The sequence below is a fragment of the Halotolerantifilum yawarlongkerapense genome (assembly GCF_054506745.1).
In genome coordinates this window covers 2,799,884-2,824,105 of the sequence record NZ_CP199719.1, presented here as the reverse complement: position 1 = coordinate 2,824,105, position 24,222 = coordinate 2,799,884, and the positions used below count along the sequence as shown (strand labels likewise).

Annotated in this window: 27 protein-coding genes; 1 reads left to right on the top strand and 26 read right to left on the bottom strand. The window is 55.7% G+C overall.

Annotated elements, in window-relative coordinates:
- Positions 1–10: 10 nt before the first annotated feature.
- The 26 genes from yhbY to ACULM0_RS13670 all read right to left on the bottom strand — a co-directional run bounded on the left by yhbY (position 11) and on the right by ACULM0_RS13670 (position 22,577).
- Positions 11–304, bottom strand: a complete 294-nt coding sequence (yhbY, locus tag ACULM0_RS13795; protein WP_463678119.1) for a ribosome assembly RNA-binding protein YhbY — start codon at positions 302–304, stop codon at positions 11–13.
- Positions 305–326: 22 nt separating this feature from the next.
- Positions 327–1,601, bottom strand: a complete 1,275-nt coding sequence (obgE, locus tag ACULM0_RS13790) for a GTPase ObgE (RefSeq protein WP_463678118.1) — start codon at positions 1,599–1,601, stop codon at positions 327–329.
- A 56-nt stretch (positions 1,602–1,657) separates the two neighbouring features.
- On the bottom strand, positions 1,658–1,939 hold the full coding sequence (rpmA, locus tag ACULM0_RS13785; protein ID WP_463678117.1) for a 50S ribosomal protein L27: 282 nt from the start codon (positions 1,937–1,939) through the stop codon (positions 1,658–1,660).
- Positions 1,923–2,267: a ribosomal-processing cysteine protease Prp gene (locus tag ACULM0_RS13780; RefSeq protein ID WP_463678116.1), complete on the bottom strand. Its 345-nt coding sequence runs from the start codon at positions 2,265–2,267 to the stop codon at positions 1,923–1,925. Before ACULM0_RS13780 ends, rpmA begins: the two co-directional genes overlap by 17 nt.
- Before the next feature lie 13 nt (positions 2,268–2,280).
- The gene (gene rplU / locus ACULM0_RS13775; protein WP_463678115.1) at positions 2,281–2,592 is read right to left on the bottom strand and encodes a 50S ribosomal protein L21; all 312 of its coding nucleotides are present in this window, start codon (positions 2,590–2,592) and stop codon (positions 2,281–2,283) included.
- 103 nt (positions 2,593–2,695) lie between these two features.
- Complete coding sequence (locus tag ACULM0_RS13770) at positions 2,696–4,015, bottom strand: ribonuclease E/G (RefSeq protein ID WP_463678114.1); 1,320 nt, start codon at positions 4,013–4,015, stop codon at positions 2,696–2,698.
- Entirely contained in the window at positions 4,015–4,689 is a 675-nt protein-coding gene (locus ACULM0_RS13765) for a TIGR03936 family radical SAM-associated protein (protein ID WP_463678113.1), read from the bottom strand. Before ACULM0_RS13765 ends, ACULM0_RS13770 begins: the two co-directional genes overlap by 1 nt.
- On the bottom strand, positions 4,690–6,537 hold the full coding sequence (locus tag ACULM0_RS13760) for a TIGR03960 family B12-binding radical SAM protein (protein WP_463678112.1): 1,848 nt from the start codon (positions 6,535–6,537) through the stop codon (positions 4,690–4,692).
- A gap of 23 nt (positions 6,538–6,560) precedes the next feature.
- Entirely contained in the window at positions 6,561–7,679 is a 1,119-nt protein-coding gene (gene rodA / locus ACULM0_RS13755) for a rod shape-determining protein RodA (RefSeq protein WP_463678111.1), read from the bottom strand.
- Between the two features lie 49 nt (positions 7,680–7,728).
- The gene (gene minE / locus ACULM0_RS13750) at positions 7,729–7,998 is read right to left on the bottom strand and encodes a cell division topological specificity factor MinE (protein WP_463678110.1); all 270 of its coding nucleotides are present in this window, start codon (positions 7,996–7,998) and stop codon (positions 7,729–7,731) included.
- A gap of 4 nt (positions 7,999–8,002) precedes the next feature.
- Complete coding sequence (gene minD, locus ACULM0_RS13745) at positions 8,003–8,809, bottom strand: septum site-determining protein MinD (protein ID WP_463678109.1); 807 nt, start codon at positions 8,807–8,809, stop codon at positions 8,003–8,005.
- Between the two features lie 65 nt (positions 8,810–8,874).
- Entirely contained in the window at positions 8,875–9,516 is a 642-nt protein-coding gene (minC, locus tag ACULM0_RS13740) for a septum site-determining protein MinC (RefSeq protein WP_463678108.1), read from the bottom strand.
- Positions 9,517–9,551: 35 nt separating this feature from the next.
- Positions 9,552–12,371 (bottom strand): penicillin-binding transpeptidase domain-containing protein, encoded by a 2,820-nt coding sequence (locus ACULM0_RS13735; protein WP_463678107.1) that lies wholly within the window; start codon positions 12,369–12,371, stop codon positions 9,552–9,554.
- A gap of 11 nt (positions 12,372–12,382) precedes the next feature.
- Positions 12,383–12,856, bottom strand: coding sequence for a rod shape-determining protein MreD (gene mreD, locus ACULM0_RS13730; protein ID WP_463678106.1), 474 nt, complete (start codon positions 12,854–12,856; stop codon positions 12,383–12,385).
- A complete protein-coding gene (mreC, locus tag ACULM0_RS13725; RefSeq protein WP_463678105.1) occupies positions 12,846–13,700 on the bottom strand; it encodes a rod shape-determining protein MreC in 855 nt (284 codons plus the stop codon). Before mreC ends, mreD begins: the two co-directional genes overlap by 11 nt.
- Before the next feature lie 14 nt (positions 13,701–13,714).
- Positions 13,715–14,743 (bottom strand): rod shape-determining protein, encoded by a 1,029-nt coding sequence (locus ACULM0_RS13720; RefSeq protein ID WP_463678104.1) that lies wholly within the window; start codon positions 14,741–14,743, stop codon positions 13,715–13,717.
- A gap of 21 nt (positions 14,744–14,764) precedes the next feature.
- Positions 14,765–15,457, bottom strand: coding sequence for a RadC family protein (radC, locus tag ACULM0_RS13715; RefSeq protein WP_463678103.1), 693 nt, complete (start codon positions 15,455–15,457; stop codon positions 14,765–14,767).
- A gap of 15 nt (positions 15,458–15,472) precedes the next feature.
- Complete coding sequence (locus ACULM0_RS13710; protein ID WP_463678102.1) at positions 15,473–16,042, bottom strand: Maf family protein; 570 nt, start codon at positions 16,040–16,042, stop codon at positions 15,473–15,475.
- Positions 16,042–16,290: a DUF4321 domain-containing protein gene (locus tag ACULM0_RS13705; RefSeq protein WP_463678101.1), complete on the bottom strand. Its 249-nt coding sequence runs from the start codon at positions 16,288–16,290 to the stop codon at positions 16,042–16,044. The genes ACULM0_RS13710 and ACULM0_RS13705 overlap by 1 nt, the downstream gene beginning before the upstream one ends.
- 224 nt (positions 16,291–16,514) lie before the next feature.
- Positions 16,515–17,498: an RnfABCDGE type electron transport complex subunit B gene (locus ACULM0_RS13700; RefSeq protein ID WP_463678100.1), complete on the bottom strand. Its 984-nt coding sequence runs from the start codon at positions 17,496–17,498 to the stop codon at positions 16,515–16,517.
- Positions 17,499–17,516: 18 nt separating this feature from the next.
- Positions 17,517–18,098, bottom strand: a complete 582-nt coding sequence (gene rsxA / locus ACULM0_RS13695) for an electron transport complex subunit RsxA (protein WP_463678099.1) — start codon at positions 18,096–18,098, stop codon at positions 17,517–17,519.
- Positions 18,099–18,113: 15 nt separating this feature from the next.
- Positions 18,114–18,710 (bottom strand): electron transport complex subunit RsxE, encoded by a 597-nt coding sequence (rsxE, locus tag ACULM0_RS13690; protein ID WP_463678098.1) that lies wholly within the window; start codon positions 18,708–18,710, stop codon positions 18,114–18,116.
- A gap of 12 nt (positions 18,711–18,722) precedes the next feature.
- Positions 18,723–19,271, bottom strand: coding sequence for an RnfABCDGE type electron transport complex subunit G (locus ACULM0_RS13685; protein WP_463678097.1), 549 nt, complete (start codon positions 19,269–19,271; stop codon positions 18,723–18,725).
- Positions 19,268–20,212 (bottom strand): RnfABCDGE type electron transport complex subunit D, encoded by a 945-nt coding sequence (locus tag ACULM0_RS13680; protein WP_463678096.1) that lies wholly within the window; start codon positions 20,210–20,212, stop codon positions 19,268–19,270. Before ACULM0_RS13680 ends, ACULM0_RS13685 begins: the two co-directional genes overlap by 4 nt.
- 15 nt (positions 20,213–20,227) lie before the next feature.
- On the bottom strand, positions 20,228–21,547 hold the full coding sequence (gene rsxC, locus ACULM0_RS13675; RefSeq protein WP_463678095.1) for an electron transport complex subunit RsxC: 1,320 nt from the start codon (positions 21,545–21,547) through the stop codon (positions 20,228–20,230).
- A 226-nt stretch (positions 21,548–21,773) separates the two neighbouring features.
- Positions 21,774–22,577, bottom strand: a complete 804-nt coding sequence (locus tag ACULM0_RS13670; RefSeq protein ID WP_463678094.1) for a hypothetical protein — start codon at positions 22,575–22,577, stop codon at positions 21,774–21,776.
- A gap of 453 nt (positions 22,578–23,030) precedes the next feature.
- Here ACULM0_RS13670 and ACULM0_RS13665 point away from each other — a divergent pair, with 453 nt between their 5' ends.
- Complete coding sequence (locus ACULM0_RS13665) at positions 23,031–24,221, top strand: ATP phosphoribosyltransferase regulatory subunit (protein ID WP_463678093.1); 1,191 nt, start codon at positions 23,031–23,033, stop codon at positions 24,219–24,221.
- Position 24,222 lies beyond the last annotated feature (1 nt).

The following is a 24,222-nucleotide window of genomic DNA, read 5'->3' as shown; positions in this document are numbered from 1 at the left end:
TTATACCATATTACCTGGGCAGAACGATTTCTGGATCCTTCTTTCTGGGACGGTAGATGGAGATCTTGTTGCCGATCGACTGGACGAACTCTGCGCCCAGCGCTTCGCACAGGGCGTCGGCCGCATCATCGGCCGAAAGATCGTTCGACTCGAGCACATTGAGCTTGATCAGCTCGTGCGACTCCAGAATCCGATCCATCTCGGCGATAAAGGCCTCGGTGATACCTGCTTTACCAACCTGTGCCACGGGCTTCTTATGATGCGCCAGCGACTTGAGGTAACTGCGTTGCTTTCCTGTTAACATCCTTTGATCCTGCTCCTTCTCATTATGCATAGTATTCGAATTCATAATCGATGATCCGCACGGTATCGCCATCTTCGATGCCCATTTCCTTCAGGCGATCAAATACACCTTTTTTAAGTAGCAGGCTCTGGAGATAGCGCATGGACTCGTAACTGGTCATATCGGTGGCGTACAACAAGCGCTCGAGGGTCCTGCCCGTGAGCACGTATACATCGCCTTCTTTTTTATACTGGATGTCGTCTTCCGTCATGAAGACGCGCTCCGGTACGTAATAATCCTCTTCATCGTACATCTCGATGGGTTCGAGGCTGTTCAGCACTTGGGCGATCCGTGCGAGCAGCGGATCTACGCCTTCCGTCGTCGCGGCGGAGAGTCGGAAAACTTCGAATCCCCTGCGCTGCATTTCATCTTCAAAAGAAGTGAGCAGCGCTTCATCCTGGAGGATATCGATCTTATTGGCCACCACCAGCTGGGGACGGTCCTTCAGTTGATCACCGTAGCGCGATAGCTCCTTGTTGATCGCGTCGAAGTCCTCGATAGGGTCTCGCCCCTCGATTCCCGAAACATCCACTACGTGGACCAACAGGCGTGTGCGCTCGATATGCCGTAAAAAGTCGTGTCCCAGGCCGATGCCCTCGCTCGCCCCTTCGATCAGACCCGGAATGTCGGCGAGGACAAACTGTCCTGCCGGCCCTTCCACCACACCGAGGTTGGGCGTGAGGGTCGTGAAGTGATAGTTGGCAATCTTCGGTCTGGCCTTGGTGGTCACTGAGAGCAGCGTGCTCTTGCCCACATTGGGAAACCCGATGAGCCCCACGTCGGCAATCATCTTCAGCTCGAGGATGATCTCGCGCTCTTCACCGAAACGACCCTGCTCGGCAAAGCCGGGGGAACGGCGGGTCGAGCTTTTGAACCGGACGTTCCCGCGTCCACCGCGTCCACCGTGGGCGATGATCACGCGTTCGCCAGGCTCTTTGAGATCGGCGATAATCTTGTCGGTCTCTTGGTCCTTGATGACGGTCCCAACGGGCAGACGCATCTCCTGGTCCTCGGCCGACTTCCCGAATCGATTGCGCTTCGATCCCTTCTCTCCGTCCGGTGCCTCGTAGGAGCGTCTGTACTTGTCATCCATGAGGGTCCGCAGGTTCGGATCCGCCACGGCCACCACATTGCCACCGCGTCCACCGTCACCGCCATCGGGACCGCCATCGGGTACATATTTTTCCCGTCGGAAGCTAACGGCTCCATCGCCGCCGCGTCCGCCTTTAACGCGAATTTTCGCGTGATCTACAAACATTTCTCATCGTCCTCTCATTCAAAAAAATGTCCATCCCCAGAGGATGGACATTTCATTTAAGCTTCGTAAACGCTGACCTGCTTTCGGTCTTTACCTTTTCTCTCGAACTTGACCACGCCGTCGATGATCGCGAAGAGCGTGTCATCTCCACCGCGCTTGACGTTCGTACCGGGGTGGATCTTCGTACCGCGTTGGCGGACGAGGATGCTCCCTGCTGTTACGACTTGCCCGTCGGATCGCTTCACGCCGAGGCGTTTCGCTTCGGAATCACGGCCGTTCTTCGAGGAACCAACACCTTTTTTAGAGGCGAATAGTTGCAGATTAAGCTTCAGTGTCATCGGACTGCACCTCCTCTTTGGTTAGTCTTATATAATCACTGTACATTTCAATTGTACTCTCGACACCCACTTTCAGTGTCTCGAGGATCACCTGGGATTTCTCGTCCACTCCGTTGAGCATCACGTGCATATTGCCCGTGTCCTCATCGACAAAGTAGCGAACATCTTCCCGGCCCGCCACTTCGTGTAGCGAACGGAGTGTCGTGTAGGCCAGCATGCTGATAGCGGCGCAAACAATGTCGCTCCCGTGCTCGGCATAACCGGCGTGTCCCGTGATCTCGTAGCCGGTGAGTACACCGTCCACTTCGAATAACGTGACCTGTATCATCGCGCCAAGATCACTACGCCTCGATGGCGTTGATCTTTACTTTCGTGTAAGGCTGACGATGACCTTGCTTCTTGCGGTAGTCTTTTTTGGACTTATATTTGAAAATGATGACTTTCTTGCCTTTTCCATTTTCAACGACCGTGCCGGAAACCTTGGCTCCCTCGACAACTGGCTTGCCAATCTTGACATCACCATCTGCGGATACGAGAAGAACGTCCTCGAATGCCACTGTGCTGCCGACTTCAGCGTTGAGCTTTTCGACGAAAACCGTATCGCCTTCTTGAACTCGATACTGCTTGCCGCCTGTCTTGATCACTGCGTACATGAACTTGCACCTCCTTGTAGTTCAAACTCGCCGGATGCGAGGCCCTGACACCCACCATGGGGTCAGCGTTATTACCCAGTCCGTGCGGTACCGAATAATGATATCACAAAAGTTTTTTCACGTCAACAGGCATCTTGTCCTGGGGGCCAGCGTATTTGATCGTCACCTTCTCGACATCATCTCGGAAGAAAAAATGGAGCTTCGTGCGAGTGGTGAGCTGAGCCAGGATTTCCTCCGCCAGCTCCTGAACAGAGCTGGGGATAAAGAGCACCGTCACTTCTTCGCGATCGACAAACCGTCGGAAGCCGTCCTCCAGCAGCCACTGGGCCTCCGTGAGTCGCTCGGAGAGGGGAGGCCATTTCTTCTGGCGGATAATCTCCAAAAGGCCTGTGCGGGTGAAACCGAGTACATCCACCTTCACACGGTCTTTCGCGAAGATTTCCTCGGCACGCTTGAGCATCTTTTCCTCTTCTTCGTCGGTAAGATTGATCAGATCGATCAGAATGACGCCGCTGACCTCACGCATTTTTAACCAGAGGGCACTCTCCTCGAGTGCCGCCTCGTTGATGGCGTAGACCTTGTCAGAGGCATTAGACGCAGAGTTCACGTCGATAGCGGTGAGGGTCCTTCCTTCCTCCAAGTACAGGTTCATCCCGCCGGGGTAGGTTGCCTCTTCTCCTAGAAGTCCTCGGATCCGCCGATCGAGCTGGTACTTGTCGATGGCAAAGGCATCGGGATCCACCTTGATCGACAGGTTGTCGACCTTAAAATTCTTCTGGATCCAGCGTTTGTGGGCCTGGGCCTTGACCACGACCTCGTCGGTGCCGACAAGCCATTTCTCAAGGATCTCATCGCCCGGTTCTTTACGGTACAGGCAGTCACCCACTTGGCCGATTACCCGGTAATGGTCGAGATCCTCCATGAAATCGCGAAAGGCCAGGGCCTCTTCCTTCAAGGAACTCATGGAACCCAAGTGGCTTCTCAAGATCCACCCGGCTTCCTTACCGAAGATACGCTCGAGCAGCTGGTGGTAGGGTTCTAGGTCCCTGCCCTCCAGCTCGGCAGATGCCTTTCGCGCCTTTGAATAAGGTAGGTAGACCATCTCGTTCCCCGCCAGCTGGTAGCGCATGGTGAGTTTGGGGCCCTTGTCCTCGACGGCCGGTCTCTTGATCTGAAGCGGGACCGTCTGGCCAGGTTTCAATCGACCGATCACATCGTAATGGGACAGCAGACCGTTCTTCTCGTATCCAATATCCACGAAGTAGGCCTTCAGGGAGGACACGTAGTTGACCACGCGCCCCACGTAAATTCCCTGGTAAACGTACATCTCCAGCGGTTCCACGTAGGCATCGACGAGTCGATCGTTCTCGAAGAGAAAGAGGCTCTTTAGCATAGGGGTTTCAGAAAATACCAGACGTCGCATTATCGATCATCTCCAAATAGCGGTCCCTCTTCACCGAAGAGGGCCAATCGGTGGTACCTGAGTGTGTCGGGGTCGAAGGTGCCCTCGTAACGGGAGGCAAACACGCCCACCAGCGTCATCGGGTTGAGATTAGCCTCAGAGCCCGTGGCCAGGCGCACGGTCACCTTGAACCCCTCTCCTTCCGTCTCGAAGCGGTGTGTTCCGATCATCGGAGCCAGGTCCACGGTCTTACGCTTGCCCTTTTTCGTACGCTTCTCGTGCAGGATTTCGTCGGAGGCGAGGTAGGCTTCAAACGCTTCCCTCAGGCCGTTGTCCTCGGGGAAAAAAATCGCATAATCGATGGCGCGGATCTTGGCCATCAGACTCTTCTTCGAGTCGGTGTACCGGGCATCGAGTAGCCGCATCCCCTGGGGGAACAGGGATGGCTCCATGGCGACCACCTCTTCGACGGAAATTTCTTCGGTGAGCTCCACCTCCAGGATCTCTCCGTGGGAAGTGATCCCGACGGGCGCGGGGGCAGCGAAAGAAATCTTAGGGTGCGGATGGTAACCTTCAGAGAAGGCCAGCGGCATCCCGGCGCGACGGAAGGCCCGCTCTACGAGACGGACCATCTCCAGGTGCCCTAAGAAGACCATCCGGTCGGTTTTTTCATAGCAGCATCTCATGACCGGCATCTAGCACAACCCCTTTGCAAGGTCCACGTTCACACCGCAGCCGGTGCAACCCTCACGACAGTCCGCCGTGCTGGCGGCCTCGAGCGCACGGGCCCGTTCTTTCTTCAGGTAATTCTTCGTCACACCAGCGTCGACGACATCCCAGGGTAATATCTCCTCGAGATCGCGTCCGGCAAGATAAGGCCCTCGGTCCACTCCGGTCTTCTCGAAGGCCTGGGTCCAGAGCGACTCGTTGAAATGCTCCTGCCAACCGTCGAAGCGACAACCCAACCGCCAGGCTTCGAGCAGCACGGCACCGAGCCTCCGATCGCCACGGCTGAAGACACCCTCGAGCAAGGAGACCTCCGACGTATGGTAGTTGAAGCTGATCTTTTTCGAACGGAGGGCCCCGTGGATCAGCGCGTGTTTTTTCCCGAGGGACACCAGATCATCCTGGGGTTCCCACTGGAAGGGCGTGAAGGGTTTCGGAACAAAATTCGATGCACTGAGGGTGATCGTCAACCGACCGATACCACCGTTGATCTCCTTGTAAAGGCCCACGGTGCGGTTACCGAGATCGGCAATCGCCAGGATGTCCTCTTCCTTTTCAAAGGGAAGCCCTACCATGAAGTAGAGTTTCACCCTGTCCCAGCCGTGCTCAAAAACATCTCGAAGCGTCGTCCAGAGATCTTCCTCCGTCACCCCCTTGTTGATCACATCCCGCATCCGCTGGCTGCCTGCCTCCGGGGCAAAGGTGAGCCCGGTCTTCCGCACACTCTGGATCTGGGCCAAGATGTCCACGCAGCCAGAGTCCAGGCGTAGCGAGGGAAGCGCGAGACCGATCCGGTCCGCACGCTGGCGATCCATCAGCGCCGAGATCAGCGGGGTGATCTCGCTGTGGTCGAGGGTGCTGAGCGAGGCCAGGGACAGTTCCTCGTAGCCGCTCGACGCAAGTTGTTTCTCGGCGAGGGACAGGACCTTCTCCATTGATCGCTCGCGCACGGGCCGGTAGATCATACCGGCTTGACAGAAGCGACAGCCCTTCGTACAACCGCGGAAAATTTCCACCATGGCCCGTTCGTGGACAATCTCTTTGTAGGGAACGATGGTCTGCTCGGGGTAGAAAGCCTCCTCGAGCGAACGGACGATCGCCTTCTTCACAGGTAGCGGGGCATTGTCAGGGACAATGCTCTCGATACGGCCCTCACCGTCGAAATGGAAGGTGTACTTGGAGGGCACATAGATGCCCTGCCACTGGGCCACCTCATCGAGGAAGGTCGCCTTCGTCTTTTCACCGCTCGTCACGGTACGGTAGGCGCGCAGAAGCTCCAGCGTGACCTCCTCCCCATCACCGATCACAAAGGCATCGACGAAATCGGCGAGGGGTTCCGGATTAAAGGCACAGGGCCCACCGGCGATGATCAGCGGGTCGACGTTAGAACGCTCGCTGGCCAGAAGGGGGACGCCCGAAAGATCCAGGATATTCAAGATGTTGGTATAGCTCATCTCGTACTGGAGGGTGAACCCGATCACGTCAAGATCAGACACGGGAGACTGCGTCTCCAGCGTAAAGAGCGGTTCGCCCGAGGCCCTCATGGCCTCCTCCATATCCGTCCATGGGGAGAAGACGCGCTCGCATGAGAGGTCTTTTTCTGCATTGATCATTTGGTAGAGGATATGCATCCCGAGGTGACTCATCCCCACATCGTAGATGTCGGGAAAGGCGAAACCAAAGCGCACGGCCACAGAGGCCGGGGCCTTGGTCACGCTACCGACCTCGCCACCGATGTAGCGGGAGGGGTTCTCCACGCGATGCAATAATTTTTCAATGGAAGTTTTCAAAATCGATTCACCATCTTTTCTAGTCATGCGTTGTAGCACGATCGGGCTGCCTAGGCATCATCTATCATGAAGCTCAGGCGCTTCCGACGCGCATAAATCGTTTCGACGAGACCGATGGCCATCATATTGGTCACCACGCTCGAGCCCCCGTAACTGAGGAAAGGCAGGGTGATGCCCGTTACCGGCATCACACCCATGGTCATGCCGATGTTCTCGACAATCTGGAAGGTAAACATGAAGGTCACTCCCATGATCATCAGGGAGCCGTACTCATCCTTCGCCCGTTGGGCCAAGGTGATCATGCGCGAGAGGAGCAAAAAGTACAGGGCGATGACGGCGGTGCCGCCGATGAATCCCGTTTCCTCGCCGATCACAGAATAGATGAAATCCGTCTCCTGTACGGGCAGGTAGTAATTCCGGTGGTAGGTCCCTTCGAAAATTCCCCGGCCGTTTTCCATACCGCTACCGATCGTGATCTTGGACTGCATCACATGGTAGTTGCCGGGCAGGCTCGGATCGTTGGGGTTGAGAAAGGCATCGATCCGTTCCCGCTGGTGGGACTCGAGCCGCGGGTAGGCCAGAGGCATGGCCACGATCAGTACCACGAGCCCGATGACCAACCAACGGAAGTGGACACCCTTCATGAGCATCATGCCCAGGGTGATCACGAGGAAGACCAGAGCACTACCGAGATCCGGCTGGACCAGCAGGAGAGCCATGTAAGGGGTGATGAAAAGCCCTACTTTCAAGAGGTCCGTCAGATGCTCCAGTCGCCCCTCGTGGTTCGTGAGGAATCGACCCAGGGATAGGATCAGGCAGAGTTTCGCAAGCTCCGAGGTCTGCAGGTCGATGGGTCCGAGGTCAATCCAACTGCGCGCCCCCCCCCGGGCGATGCCCAGACCGGGAATGTACACCAGCAAAAGGAGGGCAATGCCCAGGATGTAAATGAGCTTGTAGAAATCACCGAGCACCCGGTAGTCGATAAAAAAGAAGAGCAGGAGGACGACACCTCCCAGGACAAAGGAGATGGCCTGCATCTGCACCTGCCTGGTCAACCCCTCCATCTGTACATCCGTGGCACTCGCGATCATCATGAGGCCAAAGAGAAAGAGCAGGGTCATCAGCAACAGAAGCCTGGTGTCACTATTCTTAAGATACAGCTTGATCATGTCGTTCTCCTTTTCCTTAACAAGAAAGAAACCTATTCCACAGAATAGGTCACTTGCGTTTCATCTGCTTGATCGGAATATTGGCCACCAGTGCAGGACGTCCGTCGGCGTCATCTGACGTTTTCGTGATTTGGATGTCCATTTCATTCTCATCGTACTCCACGTAACGAGAGAGCGAGGCGAGCAGATCCTCTTTGATCATCTCGAGGAACTCGGGTGAACAATTGGAACGATCGTGCACGAGCACGAGCTTGAGCCGCTCTTTCGCCACATTTTTGCTCGCATTTTCCCGAGATAGAAATTTTAACAAATCAAACATCGGCTTAACCCTCCTTCTTCTTGAAGCCGAAGAGGTTCATGAGTCGATTGATGAAATTGTCCTGTGTATTGAGATCGAGAAGGGGTACCTCTTCTCCGGTGATCCGGCGTGCGATGTTACGGTAGGCCTGTCCAGAAAGGGCATCCTCCCGCGTGGCCACCGGTTCTCCCTTGTTGGTGCTGATCACGATGGACTCATCGTCCGGTACGATCCCGATGAGCTTGATCGCGAGGATCTCGATCATATCCTCCACACCCATCATATCTCCGCGATTGACCATATCCATTTTGATACGATTGACGATCAGCTCGGGATTGCGCACTTCTGCAGCTTCGAGCAAACCGATGATCCGGTCGGCATCCCGAACGGCAGAAATCTCCGGCGTGGTGACCACGATGGCTCGATCCGATCCCGAGATGGCATTCTTGAATCCCTGTTCGATGCCTGCGGGGCAATCGACCAAGACGTAATCGTTCGTTTCCTTGAGCTCTCCTACGAGATCACGCATCTGTTGCTCGTTCACCGAGCTCTTATCCTTCGTCTGAGCTGCCGGCAACAGGTGGAGCCCATTGTAGCGCTTATCCCGGATCAGGGCCTTCCGTAGAGAAACATTACCGGAAACCACATCGACGATATCGTACACAATGCGATTCTCTAAACCTAGCACCACATCGAGATTTCTCAGCCCGATGTCGGCATCAATGACGACGACACTCTTTCCCAGCATAGCCAGGGCAGTTCCGAGATTAGCCGTGGTCGTTGTTTTGCCGACACCGCCTTTTCCCGATGTGATGACGATGACTTCACCCATATCTTCAACTCCTCAATTTTTCTTAACAAGTAGATTCTATCACAGTTCCGGTAAAATCGAAACCGCTAGTTCACAGGCTCGAGCACCATCTGACCTTCTTCGTTCAGGTAGGCGATCTCAGGGTATTTCTCACTTGCCGGCGCTTCTTCCGGTGGGCGGGTGATCGTCGTCGCGATCCTGAGTTGGGTCGGTCTGAAATCCATGGCCACGATGAAGGCCGTTTTCTTCCCGCTGGCACCCGCGTGGGCGACACCCCTGAGCTTGCCGAGCACGATGATGTTGCCTTCGGAGTAGACTTCTGCACCGGGATTCACATCCCCGAAGATCACCACATCGCCTTGGTGATCCACGCGGTTGCCGCTCCTGAGCGTTCCTTTGATCAGCTTCGTCTCGCTCTCGCAAGCGATCTCCGGCACGGTGAGCGGTGGTTCCTTCTCGGGTTCCGGTGTCACGGCCGCCGCACGCGTGGGATGCTCGAGACTCACGACGCGCAGTCCCCTGCGCTCGAGGAGTCCCTCGATGGCAGCCTTCTGCACATAGGTATAATCGACTCCCGTCAAGCCGACCACACGGCCGCCTATGAAAAAGTCTCCTCCCTCCTCGAGCAGGATCTCAAGGCTCTCGAGGAAGAGCCGGTGGTCGAGATTTTCATTCGCCTGGATCACGAGCCCTGCACCGGAGCCCTTGAGTTCAATCGGTTGTTTCACGTCCGGACACCTCCTTGCTACCATTTTACACCATCTTACGGGTTAACACTAGGCGTGAGATTGAAATAATCGCCGATGATCTCCCGAACCACGGGCCCCGAATACCCGCCGCTCCCCCCTTGGGGAATCATTACCACGACGGCGATCTCGGGATCATCGAAGGGCGCGAAGGACACGAACCAAGAGTAGTTGTCGTACTGTTGGCGGTAGGCATCGATCGTTTCGTCCCCCAGCCGGCCATCGTAGAGATCCTTGATGGCCTGGCGCATCACGCTCCCCTTGTTCAGATAGCCCCTGGTGATCAGGGACTCGAGTTCTGTCGCCATGGCTTCACGCTCCTCGGCGCTTTCCGTTTGCTCGATGGAGCGTTCGAGCTGAGCGAGCTCCTCGTTCCGTTCTTTCAGTAGCTCGCTGGTCCGTTCTTCCACGGCCTCCAGGGTCAACCGCGGGGCGAAATCCGACAGGTGCTCCGTGAGATAGGCCACTTCATCGAGGGGCGGGATGGTCCCTTCCTTCTCCGCCGTGCCCGTCTTGGCTCCCACCTCGATGGGAAAACCCGCCCAGAGGGTGCGTGATGTGCCCTCGCTACCGTGGGCCACCAGACGCATTCCCTCCTGGAGTGGTTCAAGGTATGCGGGCTCAAGGGAAGAGAGCACGCTCACCGGATTATCCTTGAGCAGGGTCAGCTCGAGCACATCGCCTCCGTTGGCGATGGCCGCGATATAGCGGGCCATCTGCACCGGCGTGTACTCGTGATCCCCCTGGCCGATGGCCAGGTTGAAGGTGTCCCCTTCGTACCACTCGAGAAAATTGAAGTGGGAGTACTTGATATAATCGGCCAGCTTCCCCACGAGGGTGTAGTCATCCGTGGCACCGAGGGCCGTGAGCCGACGTATGATCTCTCCGCGGGTGGGATTGTCATCCGCCCACGTGAGGATCTCATCGATGGTCGCTGTGAGTTGCTTTTTATCCGACACTAGCTCCGCGGGAAAATAGTCCTCCAGGATGACTTCCAGGCGTCCCCTGAGCAGTGCCAAGATCGTGCGCTTTTTCTTATCAGGATCCGGTACACCGCGAACGGATTCGCCAATCTCGATTCCCGTGGGATCGTCCAGGCCAAAGGCCTTGGCGTAGGCGACCAGCTTTTCCGTGTTCATATCAAAGGGGAGCGGCCGGTTCCGGTAGTAATCGTAGCCAGTGGCCACATCAAAGAAATAGTAGTTACAACTGGTTTCAAGCGCGTGATAGAGGTCGGTGGCACCGTGACGCGATCGGTAGCTGTTCCAGATCCAGCAGCCGTAACGCTGGTTACCGATGTCGATGTATCCATCGGCAAAGATCTTCTGTGTGGCCGAGAGGCCCTCGGAGAGGGCGGCGTAGCCCGTGACCATCTTAAAGGTCGATCCGGGCTGCACGGCGGTGAGCGTCGCCACGTTATAGAGGGGGCGTGCCTCCAGGGGGTTCCTGGGGTTGACAGGGCTAAGCGCCTGCCAATCTGCAGAGGAGATACCCGTGGAGAAAAGGTTCACGTCATAGGCCGGGTAACTGGCCAGGGCCAAGACTTCCCCCGTCTTAACGTTCACCACGACACCGGCACCGCTCTGAGCATTTCCGTAGGTGTCCTTGTATTTGTAATCTCCCCATATCGATTCAAAGGTTCCCCCGACGGAGATCGCCCGGATCGCACGCTCGAGGTAGGTCTCCAAGCGCTGCTGCAGATCGGTATCTATGGTCAGGTGAATATCTTCCCCCGCCTTCGTCGGGATGCTGCTCACACCATCCTGCTCGAGTGTGGCATCCCTCAGGTAATTGCCCAGGGCATCCACAACGATAAAGCGCTCGCCATTGACACCGGTCAGGGTTTCCTCGAAGGCCCCCTCGATGCCGGTTTTCCCGATGAGCTGATTGCGGTTGTAATCCAGCCCATCGACATAGGTCGCAATCTCCGACTCGCTGGAGATGTTCCCCAGGTAACCGAGCACGTGGGCCGCCGTGCTTTTCTCGGGGTACATGCGGATGGGTTCGATATCGATACTGACCCCCGGTAGATCCATCTTGGTCTCCTCGATCAGGATGGCCGTCTCCTTGGAAACGTTGGATGCAAGCTTGATCGGATCGTACTTCAGGTACCCTTTTTCGTGTAGCGCGTGCCGGATGGTCATGACCTGTAGGGCCTCATCGATGGTCATCTCTTCTTCGATGGCAAAACGGCGCTGATCCCGTAGAGCCAGGTAAGCATCACGCGCGCTGGTCTCGGGATCGAGACCGTAGAAGGACAGAAAGTTTTCCTTGTAAAGCTCATCTAGGAACTTCATGTGCCGCACGCTGATGGGCAGTCGAATTCCCTTGAGGAGCATGAATTTCTGTGCCTCGTAATCGTCGAGCTCTTCGCTGATCAGTTCCTTTTCTCTGACTTTTTCAAAGACCTCCTCAGCCGTTGCATCGAGAGGAAAGTTGTTCTCGAGAAGCCAGGCGCGTACATTCTCATCGTGTCGGTAGACAAAGAGGCCGTTGACCCTGCGAATGGGAAAGGTGATGTGATCTTCCCCCGCTTGATCGAGAAGATTCAACACATCGACGGCCACACGGTTGAAGGAGGCCGCCGGTACGTTGTAGTTCATCAGGTTGACCACATAGCCCGCCTCGTTGCCCGCCAGGAGCCTGCCGTCGCGATCGTATATGTTCCCCCGCTTGGCGATGTCCGGCAACTTCTTGAGCATGTTGTTGATGGACTGCTCTCGGTAGGACTCTCCCTCAACAAGGGTCAAAAAGCCCAGCCGCATCACGAGGGCCCCGAAGATCAAAAAGATGATCATCCGGACGATATTCCTGCGGTCTAAAATTTTTTTGAGCATCTAGCATCGCCTCAATTTCTTACGTAGCGGAACAACCATTTGAAAAGAAGGATTCCGACCAGCACATTGTACAGGGTTTCGAGCAACAGGGAATCGAATAGACCCACCGTCAGATGGCGGTGGCCGAAGAGGAAGAAAAGTACCCCCGTTCCCACGTAGAAGAGCAGTGTGCCGAAACCGATCATCACCATGGAAGTGAGCAGATTATCCTTGAAAATATAATCTTCAAAAGCACTGATCACAATCGCGATGGTCAGATACAAGAGGGTGTGCGAACCGAAGATCAGACCCGTGAAGGTGTCGGAAAAAAGACCGGAAAAAAGCGCGAAAAGGAGCCCTTCTGTGCGTCCGAAAAGGACGGTGAAGAGCACCGTTAGCACCAACGGCGGTCTGGCGGTCACCCCGAGTAGGGGGAGACGGTAGATCCAGACCGTCGAGAGAAGATACGTGACCAGGGACAAGAGAAACAGCCATCTAGTTTTCAATGTACTCACCGCTGATGACCTTTTCCTCATCATAGGGGATCACCATCACGTGGTTCACCCTGTGAAAATCCACCGCCGGCTTGACATACATCTGCGTGAGGAGCTCATCGCCATCGGTGTCCACGGATTCCACGGTGCCAACGATGATTCCCTTCGGCAGAATCCCCAACCCCGAGGTGACCAGCGTCTGCCCCTCGTTGATGGTGGCGTTAGGATCGAAGAGATACCCTCTCATCCGGTCCCCTCCTGTCCCGCTGAGCATACCATCGTGATCGGGGGTAATGAGCGTCTCGAAGCTGACAGTTGCCTTGGTATCGATGATGGCCACGACCTTGGCGTAATTGTCCCCCGACTCGTAAACAAGTCCTACCAGTCCATCACCGTTGATCACGGTGCTGTTCTTGGTCACCCCATCTGCAGTGCCGGCATTGATGACGAAGAGGTTGTAGAGGTTCCCCGTGTCTTTGGCCACCACATCGGCAGACACGTAGGTATCGATTCCCAGGCGCCGCACGAAACGCAGGGCACGCTCGAGCGCTTCAAGATCATCGTACTCCTTGACCATAAGCTGCATTTCCTTCAGTTCGCTCTGCAGCCGCTCGTTCTCGTGCTTCAGACGTTCGTTCTCCGCCTGGTTATCAAAGAGGTTCATGAAGGGCTCCAGCCCTCCGGAGACTGTACTTCCCACGCTGTTCAGAACGCTCTGAACAGGGACGATCACATAACCGGTAGCCCGTTCCACGATGGTCACCGATCCACGACCGCCCACGGAAAGGCCCATCACCAGGAGGAACAACAAACCGATGGAGATGAGCAGGGCGTTTTTCATCTCGCGAAAATCCAAGAGAGCTCCCCCTCCTAGTAGACGTTCTTCGGTGAGATGAAGACGCTTTTCAACAGATCATAGTTCTCGAGGGCCATACCCGTGCCCTTGGCCACACAGTCGAGGGGCTCATCGGCGATGTGCACGGGCATGTGGGTCTCGCGGTGGATCAACTCTGCAAAGTTCTCCAGCAGGGCACCGCCGCCGGTGAGGACGATCCCCTTCACCATGATATCGGCAGACAGTTCGGGTGGCGTCTTCTCTAAGGTGAATTTGATTCCCTCGATGATCGTGGCGACAGGCTCCTCAAGGGCCCGCTGCACTTCCTTGGAGCTGATGTTGAGCTCCCTCGGCAGGCCGTTGACCAGGTTCCGACCGTTGACCTTGAGAAAACGCTCTTTCACGGCGTAAACAGATCCGATCTCCACCTTGATCCGCTCGGCCGTGCGCTCACCGATCATCACGGAGTATTCTTTCTTGATGTAGTTCATGATCGCATCGTCAAAGGTATCGCCTCCGATGCGGATGGATCTGGAGGTCACGATACCGCCGAGGCTGATCACCGCGATCTCCGTGGTCCCACCACCGATATCCACGATCATGCTGCCGTTGGGCTCCGCTACCTCGAGTCCCGCCCCGATGGCCGCGGCCATGGGCTCCTCGATGAGGAGGGCATCCTTGGCGCCAGCGCTGAAGGCCGCTTCCAGCACGGCCCGCTTCTCCACCTCCGTACAATCCGAAGGCACGCCGATCACCACGCGGGGTGAGAAGAAAATCGAACGGCTCGGATAGGCAGTCTTGATGAAGTGGGCGATCATTTTCTCGGTGATCTCAAAATCTGCGATCACGCCATCGCGCAGTGGACGGATGGCCCTGATGTTCCCGGGCGTCCTTCCGATCATATCCTTTGCCTTGGCACCGACGGCCAGAACGTTCCCCCGCTGGTCCACAGCGACCACCGAGGGTTCTCTAACGACAATACCCTTTCCCTTCATATTCACGAGGGTATTCGCCGTGCCGAGGTCGATCCCCATATCCTTCATAAACCATTTGAACAATGCCATAGGTCATTTTCCTTTCTATGCTTAGATCAGTCCCGCTTCCTTGAAGCTATAGTACTTACCGGCACCGATGATCACGTGATCGAGCACGCTGATGCCCAGTAGGTCGCCACAGTCGCGGATTCTTTCCGTTACGGAGAGGTCTTCACGCGAGGGATCACAGTTGCCGCTGGGGTGATTGTGGACCAACACGATAGCGTTGGCGCTCTTCTTCACCGCCAGGTTGAATACTTCCCTCGGGTGGACGATGGAGGCGTTGAGCGTGCCCACCGATACCACTTCGTAATTGATGATTTGATTTTTTGTATCGAGAAAGACCACCACGAATTTTTCCCTTTTCAGGTACATCAAGTCGTCCATCAGGTATTCGGCGATCTTCTTCGGAGAGTCCATTTTCACAGGTTTGTGCTGGTTCATATCGCGCCTCAGGCGCTTTCCCAGTTCCAGGGCCGCCATCACCTGACAGGCTTTCGCAGGACCGATACCAGGTAGTTCGCAGTATTCTTCAAAGGTGAGGTCGGCCAAAAACCGAATCCCGGGTCCTCCGCGCTGGATCACGCGCATGGCCAGATCCAGTGAGGATTCGTGCCTCGTGCCCGTTCTGAGCAAGATGGCGATCAATTCCGGGTTGGTCAGCGTGACGACACCGTTTTGCTGCAATTTCTCGCGCGGTCGTTCGTCCTCGGGTAGTTCGCGGATATGAAAATTTCTCGTCATGGGTGGTAGGGCCTCCTATAGGATGAAGAGGTCAAAGTGCCTTTCCAGGCATAGGCCGACTTGACGGATCGGCAATCCCATCACATTAAAATAATCTCCCTCGATTCCCTCCACGAGCAATGCACCGTAACCCTGGATACCATAGCCTCCCGCCTTATCCGCATACTCCCCCGTGGCCAGATAGCGCTCGAGGAGCTCATCTGAGAAGCGAGAGAAGTGAACGGTGGTCTCCACTACCTCGACGACCTTGCGGTTGTCCACCAGGCGGAGGAGGGCGAATCCCGTGTACACGCGATGCGCACGTCCCCGCAGGGAACGGAGCATCTCCCGTGCTTCCGCGATATTTTTGGGCTTGCCCAGCATGCGACCATCGTAAACGATGGTATCCGCCGCCAGTACAATGCGCGAAGGGTTCTCTCGCGCTACGCCCAAGGCCTTTTCGAAGGCGAGGGCGGTCACAAGGGCCTTGGGATCGAGATCCGGATCGAGGTGTTCCTCCACCTCGCGCGTGACCACCTGAAAGGGTACACCCACGCGCTCTAGGATCTCATGACGTCTTGGTGAACGTGAAGCGACGAGCAACATCACGACACCCACCGGAACAGAAAGAGTGCCAGGAGGAGCCCGATGATGCTGGCCAGATTTAAAGTCATGGTGAAACCGAGAGTGATCTTGATGATGTTGAGATCAATTTGAAAGGGATCAAATCCTATGGACCTTCCGTATCCTAAGATCGGAAGCGCGCCCGAAAAGATGTCGCCTACTATCCCCCCGATGACCAGCCCCACCAGTAAGATCAGTAAGAGGAGCAGGCCGTTTTTTGTTTTCTTCAATGCAGTCACCTCAGTATACCATTATTTTCCATTTCTTGCCAATCAGAAGTTCGTATATAGTTTAGCATCTAACGTGTGGGTTGACAAGCAAGACGCGGCCTTAATATCATACGGAGGCGCCACTGAATACGGGCCCTTTCCAGACGACAATTTTTATCCCCAAAAGAAAGAGAGACACCGCCCGTGGAGAGCGGTGTCTCAGGTATGATTCGGCTCACTGCCGATTACTTCATGGAGATTGCGTCCACGGGGCACTCGCCCACGCAGGCCTCACAACCCACGCAGATTTCTGGGTCCACCACGTGGTTCTCTTTCACTGCACCCTCGATCGCATCCACAGGGCAGACCTTGGCGCACTTCGTGCAACCGATACAGGTCTCCGCATCGATAAAGGCCGTCTTGCGCTTATCGAACTCCGCGTAGATGGCTTTCGTCGGACACTTCTCCGCACAGATCATGCAGTTTGTACACTTATCGTAATCGATGCGCGCGATGTTATTCACCACGTGGACCGCATCGAAGGGACAGCTGCGTTCGCAGATACCGCAGGCGATACAGGCCACTTCACAGTTCTTCTTCACGTGGCCCCCGCGCTCGGTGTTTTTACAATCGACGATCGTCTGCTGTTCGTAAGGAACGAGCTCGATTACGTTCTTCGGGCAAATCACGACGCACTTGTTGCAAGCTGTACACTTGTCCTTATCCACCACCGCAAGCCCTTTATCATTGACATGGATGGCATCGAAGGGACAGATCTGTTCGCAGGAACCGAGTCCCATGCAACCTGCCTTACAAGTCTTGGGACCCCCGTCGAGCATATTGGCTGCTAGGCAGCTGGTGATGCCTTGGTAGGCGTAATCTTCCAAGGCACGGGTGTTATCTCCTTGACAGAGGACGCGCGCCACTTGCTTGGCACCCGAAGAAACCTCTACGCCCATGATCTGGGCGATTTTCTCCGCCGTGTCAGCACCACCGACGGGACAACCGTCGACGGGTGCTTCCTTTGCGGCCACGGCATTGGCAAAGGCCGCACAACCGGGGTAGCCACAGCCACCGCAGTTGGCGCCAGGTGTCGCTTCTAATACGGCCACAGCGCGCTCGTCCACCTCGACGGCAAACTTCTGCGAGGCGTAGGCTAGGCCGGCTCCGAAGAGGAGACCCATCCCGCCCAACGAGGCGCTGGCCAGTAGGATGTTCTGTAAATTCACTGATCGTTCCCCCTTCTACTACACGAGTCCAGCAAAGCCGAGAAAAGCAATGCTCATCAGGCTAGCTGTCACCAGTGCCACCGGAAAGCCCTGGAAGGGCTTCGGTACATCGGCGATTTCCAGTTTCTCACGGATTCCTGCAAAGAGCACGATGGCCAGCGAGAATCCGACAGCCGCTCCGATGGAGTGGAACACGGTCTGGAGCAAATTGAACTCGTACTGGATGTTGAGCAGTGCCAGACCGAGCACAGCACAGTTCGTCGTGATCAGCGGCAGGAAGACACCCAGTGCCTGGTACAGCGTGGGCGCCGTCTTCTGGAGCACAATTTCAACGAACTGTACGAGCGATGCAATGACCAAGATGAAGGCCACGATCTGCAGGAACTCGAGTCCGAGTGGTACGAGGATGAAGTACTGCACAAAGTAGGTGATGATGCCCGCCAGCGTCATGACGAAGGTAACCGCCATGCCCATACCGAAGGCCGTTTCCACTTGCTTCGAGACACCGAGGAAGGGACAGATCCCTAAGAACCGCGACAGGACGAAGTTGTTCACGAGGATGGCGCTGACAAGAATAATAAAGATATTGGCGTTTTCCACTGTTTACTCCCTCCTTTAGGCGGTTTTCCGCTTGTCTTTGATCACATTGTTGATAGCCAGTAGAAGCCCGAGGGCGAGAAACGCACCCGGGGGTAAAATCATAATGAGCGCAGGCTTGTAGAAAGAACCCAGGATCTGCAGACCGAAGATACTGCCGACGCCGAAGAGCTCACGTACTGACCCTAGGATCACAAGGGCCATGGTAAACCCGAGACCCATCCCCAGACCATCGAGGAAGGAATTGCCCACACTGTTCTTAAAGGCAAAGGATTCCGCACGGGCCAGAATGATACAGTTGACCACGATAAGGGGTATAAAGAGGCCCAGCGCATCGTATAGGGCGGGGACAAATCCCTCCATCACCATGCCGACGATGGTCACGAAGCTGGCGATGACCACGATGAAAGCCGGGATACGAATTTTACTTGGGATCACCGAACGGAGCATCGAGATCACGACGTTCGCTGCCACGAGGACGGCCGTAGTGGCCAATCCCATGCCGAGACCGTTTTCGGCCGAAGTCGTGACGGCGAGCGTGGGACACATACCCAGCAACTGGACGAATATGGGGTTCTCTTTGAAGAGTCCTTGCGTGAAGTTCTTGATTTTCAAATGAGACACCTCCTATTGTCCCAGGGCGTCGATGGTCTCGATCGCCGCGTTCACGCCATCGGTGACCGCCTGGGAAGTGATGGTTGCACCGGTAACGGCCAAGATCTCTCCCTCTCCGGGAGCAGATTTGGCAACGCCGATCGTCTCGGCGGCCATACCGGTGTATTGGTCGTAGAATGAAGGGAGGGTAACGTTGGCACCGAGACCGGGGGTCTCGGCATGAGAACCCACGCGGACGCCGGTAAGGGTCCCGTCAGTGCTCACACCGGCGAAGACTTCAATGCCACCGCCGAAGCCACTGGGGAGCGTCTTCGCCACGTGGCCCACGAGCTCATCACCACTGTAACCCTCGAAGAGTTGTTCAAGGCTTTCATAAGCGGATGCATCGATCGCTTCGAACCGGTCCGCCTCAGGTAAAACAGCCAAACGCGCTTCCTGGGCAGCGGCTTCCCGCTGTTCGAGTATGCGCCCGATGGTCACCTCATTGGTCAGACCCAAGAGCGCCGCTGCGATCACGCAGATCAAGAGCAGAATGCTACCGAGTTTCATGATCTCCTTCATGCTTTCGCCTCCCCGAAGACCCTGGGGGCCGTGTACTTCTCGATGATCGGTGTGGCCACGTTCATCAGGATGATCGCGTAGGATACACCCTCGGGATAACCACCGTAGAACCGGATGATCGTGGTGATCAGGCCGGCACCAAAGGCAAAGATCAGCTGACCCTTCGCCGTTACGGGTGAGCTGGAGTAATCCGTCGCCATGAAGAAGGCGCCGAGGATTAGACCGCCGGCAAACAGGCTGTAAAGGGATACCATCACGTTGAAACCGGAGAGCACGAGCGTCAGCACAAAGACCGTACCGATGTACATCGCCGGGATACGAATGGAGATGACCCCTCTGTAAACGAGGTAGAGCCCACCTGCCAACAGGAGCAAGGCGCTCGTTTCACCGAGACTACCGCCGATGGTTCCGATGAGCAGGTCGAGTAGCGTCAGATCCGCCGGAATCTGACCCGACTTCAGCAGATTCATTCCCAGCGGTGTGGCCGTTGACACGGCATCGGCACCGGGAGCCACCCAACTTGTCATCTCCACTGGCCATGAGCCGATGAGAAAGGCGCGGGCGGCGAGCGCCGGGTTCATAAAGTTGTGGCCGAGGCCACCGAATAATTGCTTGACGATTGCGACCGCGAATACACTACCGACGATCGGCATCCACCAGGGGGCCGATGCGGGAATGTTCATCGCGAGCAGTAAGCCCGTCACTGCCGCGCTGTAGTCCTTGATTGTCACTCGTTGGTTTCTCATCTTCTGGATCGCCGCTTCTGTTCCGACCGCTGTCGCCACGGATAGTACCATGAGGATCAGTGCGTTCATGCCGTAAAGATAGACGCTGAAGGCAGCTGCGGGGGTGAGAGCGATGAGCACATCGCGCATGATGGTCGAGATCGTTTCCTTCGACCGTATGTGCGGAGATGAGGATACCCTAAATTTTCCTTCCATGAATCGATCCTCCCTCTATTTCGATGCTCGCTTCTTCGCGAGGATTTCTCTCTTGGCCACGCGAATGGAATGAAGCAAAGGTCTCTTCGACGGGCAGATAAAGGAACAAGAACCACACTCGATACAATCGAGGGCGCTGTAGCTCTCCGCCTTGTCGAAATCTTGTTTCAAACTGTAGGCCGATAGGTATACGGGTTGCAAGAATGCCGGACAGATGTCCACGCATTTACCGCACTTGATGCAGTTTTCCGGATCGGCGATGATCGCCTCTTCTCCGGGAAACACCAAAAGTCCGGAGGTGGTTTTCGTCGAAGGAATATCATCAGATGACTGGGCCATACCCATCATGGGCCCACCCATGATCAGCTTGCCCTTGTCGCCCTTGTATCCCCCGCAATACGCCAGGATCTCTGATACATTCGTGCCCACACGGATCTTCAGATTCTTCGGCGTCTGGATACCGGCGCCCGTCACCGTGCAAAGCCGCTCTACCAGGGGCATGCCCGTCTGGATGGCATCGGCTAGAGCCGCAGCTGTGGCCACGTTGTTCACGACGGCCCCGGCTTCCATCGGCAGGCCACCCGAGGGTACCTCACGTTTGGTCACGGCATAAATCAACTGCTTCTCGGCACCTTGCGGATACTTCGTCTCGAGGGTCACGATCTCAACCGGTTTCCCCTCGGCAGCCTTCTTCATCGTTTTGATGGCGTCCGGCTTGTTGTTCTCGATGCCTATGTAGGCGCGGTCCAGGTCCAGGGCCTTCATCAGGGCCTCTGCCCCGTAAACCACTTTCTCCGGCATCTCCAGCATCAGGCGATGGTCCGGTGTCAGGTAAGGTTCGCACTCGGCACCGTTTAAGATCAGCGTGTCGATGTTCTTGTCCGGCGGAGGACTCAACTTCACATGCGTCGGGAAGCCTGCGCCCCCCATGCCCACGATGCCCGCTTCTTTGACGATCCCCAGGATTTCTTCTTTCGTCAGCTCCTCGAGATCTTTCTTCGGCACTACGCTCTCGTGTACTTCATACAGTTTGTCGTTTTCGATCACGACGCACATCGCTTTGCCACCGGGAACGGCCATTTCCTTGACAGCCTGAACCGTACCCGAGACACTGGCGTGGACCGGAGCGCCCACGAAGGACGTCTGCTCACCGATCTTTTGACCCACCAGCACGCGGTCACCTTTCTTCACCATCGGTTCGCAGGGCGCACCGATGTGCTGCCGCATGGCGATGGTCACCACATCGACATCTTTGAAGGTCTCGATCGGAAGACCTGCGGTCATCGACTTGGCGTGCGGCGGATGGATGCCCCCTTTAAAGGACAATAATCCCATAATTTCACCCCTCTTGATAATAGTACGTTCAAAAAACGTTTCCACAGAACATTATACTGTATACATGCAACAAAACCAACCGTAAATATGATTTTTTTGTGGAAATCACCCCTTGGTCACGTCGCGTGTATCCCTTGAAATCACCGGCGTTCGACCGTTACTAATTTAACGATATAACTATTTTCCCAGCCAGTTTCCCGGTGAATATGCAAGTTGGCTTGGTGCTTCACTGCACAGAGGACATCTGCGAAACACTGTCCAGGTAGAGTTGCCATGCGGTTTGCGCTGAGCCAGACCGCATGCGGTCCAATCGATTGGCCACATCCGTTAAAGTTTTGTCGACCCCCTCGGCTTCACCCTCCAGCGAATCGATCCCCTCGGCGGGCGCAATGGTCACAGAACCCTCGATCCCGATGGGCCAAGTGAACTGTTGTCCCACCTCTACCAGGGCACCCTTGACCATCTCGTCCTTTTGCGCTAGATCATCCGCAACACCGGCGGGCACTTCGACCCGCCTCTCGTCCAGCGGGATCTCCAAGGTGAAAGCCCCTTCGTGGGTTTCCCTCACGGTCGGAATCATCGCGGCGATCGCATCCTTCTGACCGGAACAAGCTACAATGACCTTGTGGTACCCGTCCTCGATGATCGACGCCGGTTGACCGGAGGCCACGAGTGCAGCCACCGCCTCGGCAGCAGCATCGCCGGAGCTAAAACTGCCCACCTGTACAGCATAGAGCCTAAGCGGCTGGAGGACAACGATTTCCGTCTCAACAGCCCCGCTTTTCTCTTCGTCTTCTTCACCGCTGGTCTGGGCCACCTCTTCCTCCGTTGCGGCAGGGACTTCCTCCTCTACCAGCGCTTCTTCCCTGTTCTGTACCGGGCTCGGCATCTTACCGGCCAGCGCTGTGCTCGCTGGTTCTCCTGCAAGGGTGCCCTGACCGGTGAGGTACCACTTGACCCCAAAAAATCCAATCACAAAGCAGAGGATCGGAAGGCCTATGATCAGCATCAGTTGTTTGGATTTGTTCAACGGTTCATCGCTTCCTTTCATCTGTCGCTGGCCCTGGCCAGGATTTCGCGGGACAGGCCAATCGGCCGACCCCCATCTTCTCTCCCATTTTCATCAACCTGCCTCTATTATAGACTATTTCAACCTCCTCATGCCACCGATGTCCCCATCTTGTAAATAAGTTTGACAAAATCGTCATAGGTTGCTACAATGAGAAAAACCAAAGGGAAAGACCACACACGAGGAAGGTGCCCCCTATGTTTGCCACATTACAATTCGTACAAAAACATCATCATCATCACTAGATGAGCTGGTATCGTGTTGAATAACTCACCACGGATGCGAGCTCTCGTTCTACATGGAGCGCGCATCTAGGTGGTGATCAAGAGGTCTTTATACATGGACCCCCACCCGGATGTAATCGGGTGGGGGTTTTTTATTTGCACAGAAGACCGAGAAGGAGGAGAAAACACTATGACAAATGAGAACCACAGAAAAAGGAACCTGATCACCGAAGCATTGGCGGACACTTGTCAGCTTCACGGATACACAAGGATCTTTCCGGAGACCTTGGACGATCCGATTCCTTCTGAGTCCTTTTACGAGCGAAGCGTGAAGAAAACCCTCAAGTTCATCGATGGGGGCGCCAACGTACGGCTCCTGCATGAAGACCCCACCCTCAGCCTCTTTAAGGCCATGGTGGAGGCGGAGCTACCGGACACCGTCTTCTACACCACCCGGGGTTACGAGCCACTGCCCACGGCTACAGAGCGGCTCAAGGGCGGAGCAGAGCGTTTTGGCCCACCGAGTCGCTACAGCGATCTGGAGATGCTGACCATGGCCTGTCGTTTCGTCGAGTCGTTACCAGTGGACACCTATTATCTCGAGGTCGGCGACTCCAAAATCTTGAAGGGTATCCTGGCAGCTTACACAGAGGACGTCCGGATCCGTAGGAAGCTCTACGATGCGGTTCACCGAAAGAGCAAACACGATCTGGAAGATCTGCTCGATCCGGCTCATCCGCTCGCCCCCCTCCTGCTCGATCTCCCCAAGGCCTTCGGTACCCCCGATGAAATCCTACCCACCTTCAGAAAGGCCCTGGCAGACGAAGCTGATCTCCTGGCCAGTCTCGATGCCTTCGAGGAACGGATTCGTCTCTTCATGGGTACGCCCTATGCCAAGCACCTGACCATTGATTTTTCCATGACCTCGAAATACAGCTACTACGACGGTATTCTCTTCAAACTGTTCGGTGCGAACTACACCATGCACCTAGTGACAGGAGGACGCTACCACATCCAGTACAACGGCCGAGATGTACACGGTATCGGCTTTGGCTTTGACTACGAAACCCTACAAGGAGGCTTGACCATGAATGCCAAAAACACCCTGTCGAATGACTTCACCATCATGACCACTGCCGATGATCTGGGACGGATCATCCGGTTGGGCGACGAACTTAGAAAAGCAGGCTTCACGGTAGAGAACGTGGAGCGTGAGCTCTCCGCCGATACCATTAAGAACACCAAGAGCCGGTACATCCTAGCGATCGAAAATGAAGATGTGAAAATCGTCAACAACCTCCAAAACACCTTCGACCGCACACCCTACGAACGGTTCATCGAGCAGATCCCCTTCTTCGGCGACCAGGAATCCAGGCACTAGT

Bases quoted from the DNA above. Each gene is read 5' to 3' on its own strand.
- radC (WP_463678103.1), bottom strand. From the start codon at position 15,457: ATGACGAGAAATTTTCATATCCGCGAACTACCCGAGGACGAACGACCG.
- ACULM0_RS13665 (WP_463678093.1), top strand. From the start codon at position 23,031: ATGACAAATGAGAACCACAGAAAAAGGAACCTGATCACCGAAGCATTG.
- ACULM0_RS13710 (WP_463678102.1), bottom strand. From the start codon at position 16,042: ATGTTGCTCGTCGCTTCACGTTCACCAAGACGTCATGAGATCCTAGAG.
- obgE (WP_463678118.1), bottom strand. From the start codon at position 1,601: ATGTTTGTAGATCACGCGAAAATTCGCGTTAAAGGCGGACGCGGCGGC.
- ACULM0_RS13735 (WP_463678107.1), bottom strand. From the start codon at position 12,371: ATGCTCAAAAAAATTTTAGACCGCAGGAATATCGTCCGGATGATCATC.
- rplU (WP_463678115.1), bottom strand. From the start codon at position 2,592: ATGTACGCAGTGATCAAGACAGGCGGCAAGCAGTATCGAGTTCAAGAA.
- minD (WP_463678109.1), bottom strand. From the start codon at position 8,809: ATGGGTGAAGTCATCGTCATCACATCGGGAAAAGGCGGTGTCGGCAAA.
- minE (WP_463678110.1), bottom strand. From the start codon at position 7,998: ATGTTTGATTTGTTAAAATTTCTATCTCGGGAAAATGCGAGCAAAAAT.
- ACULM0_RS13780 (WP_463678116.1), bottom strand. From the start codon at position 2,267: ATGATACAGGTCACGTTATTCGAAGTGGACGGTGTACTCACCGGCTAC.
- rsxC (WP_463678095.1), bottom strand. From the start codon at position 21,547: ATGGGATTATTGTCCTTTAAAGGGGGCATCCATCCGCCGCACGCCAAG.
- ACULM0_RS13770 (WP_463678114.1), bottom strand. From the start codon at position 4,015: ATGCGACGTCTGGTATTTTCTGAAACCCCTATGCTAAAGAGCCTCTTT.
- ACULM0_RS13680 (WP_463678096.1), bottom strand. From the start codon at position 20,212: ATGGAAGGAAAATTTAGGGTATCCTCATCTCCGCACATACGGTCGAAG.
- ACULM0_RS13760 (WP_463678112.1), bottom strand. From the start codon at position 6,537: ATGACTAGAAAAGATGGTGAATCGATTTTGAAAACTTCCATTGAAAAA.
- rodA (WP_463678111.1), bottom strand. From the start codon at position 7,679: ATGATCAAGCTGTATCTTAAGAATAGTGACACCAGGCTTCTGTTGCTG.
- yhbY (WP_463678119.1), bottom strand. From the start codon at position 304: ATGTTAACAGGAAAGCAACGCAGTTACCTCAAGTCGCTGGCGCATCAT.
- rpmA (WP_463678117.1), bottom strand. From the start codon at position 1,939: ATGACACTGAAGCTTAATCTGCAACTATTCGCCTCTAAAAAAGGTGTT.
- ACULM0_RS13685 (WP_463678097.1), bottom strand. From the start codon at position 19,271: ATGAAGGAGATCATGAAACTCGGTAGCATTCTGCTCTTGATCTGCGTG.
- ACULM0_RS13720 (WP_463678104.1), bottom strand. From the start codon at position 14,743: ATGGCATTGTTCAAATGGTTTATGAAGGATATGGGGATCGACCTCGGC.
- ACULM0_RS13765 (WP_463678113.1), bottom strand. From the start codon at position 4,689: ATGCCGGTCATGAGATGCTGCTATGAAAAAACCGACCGGATGGTCTTC.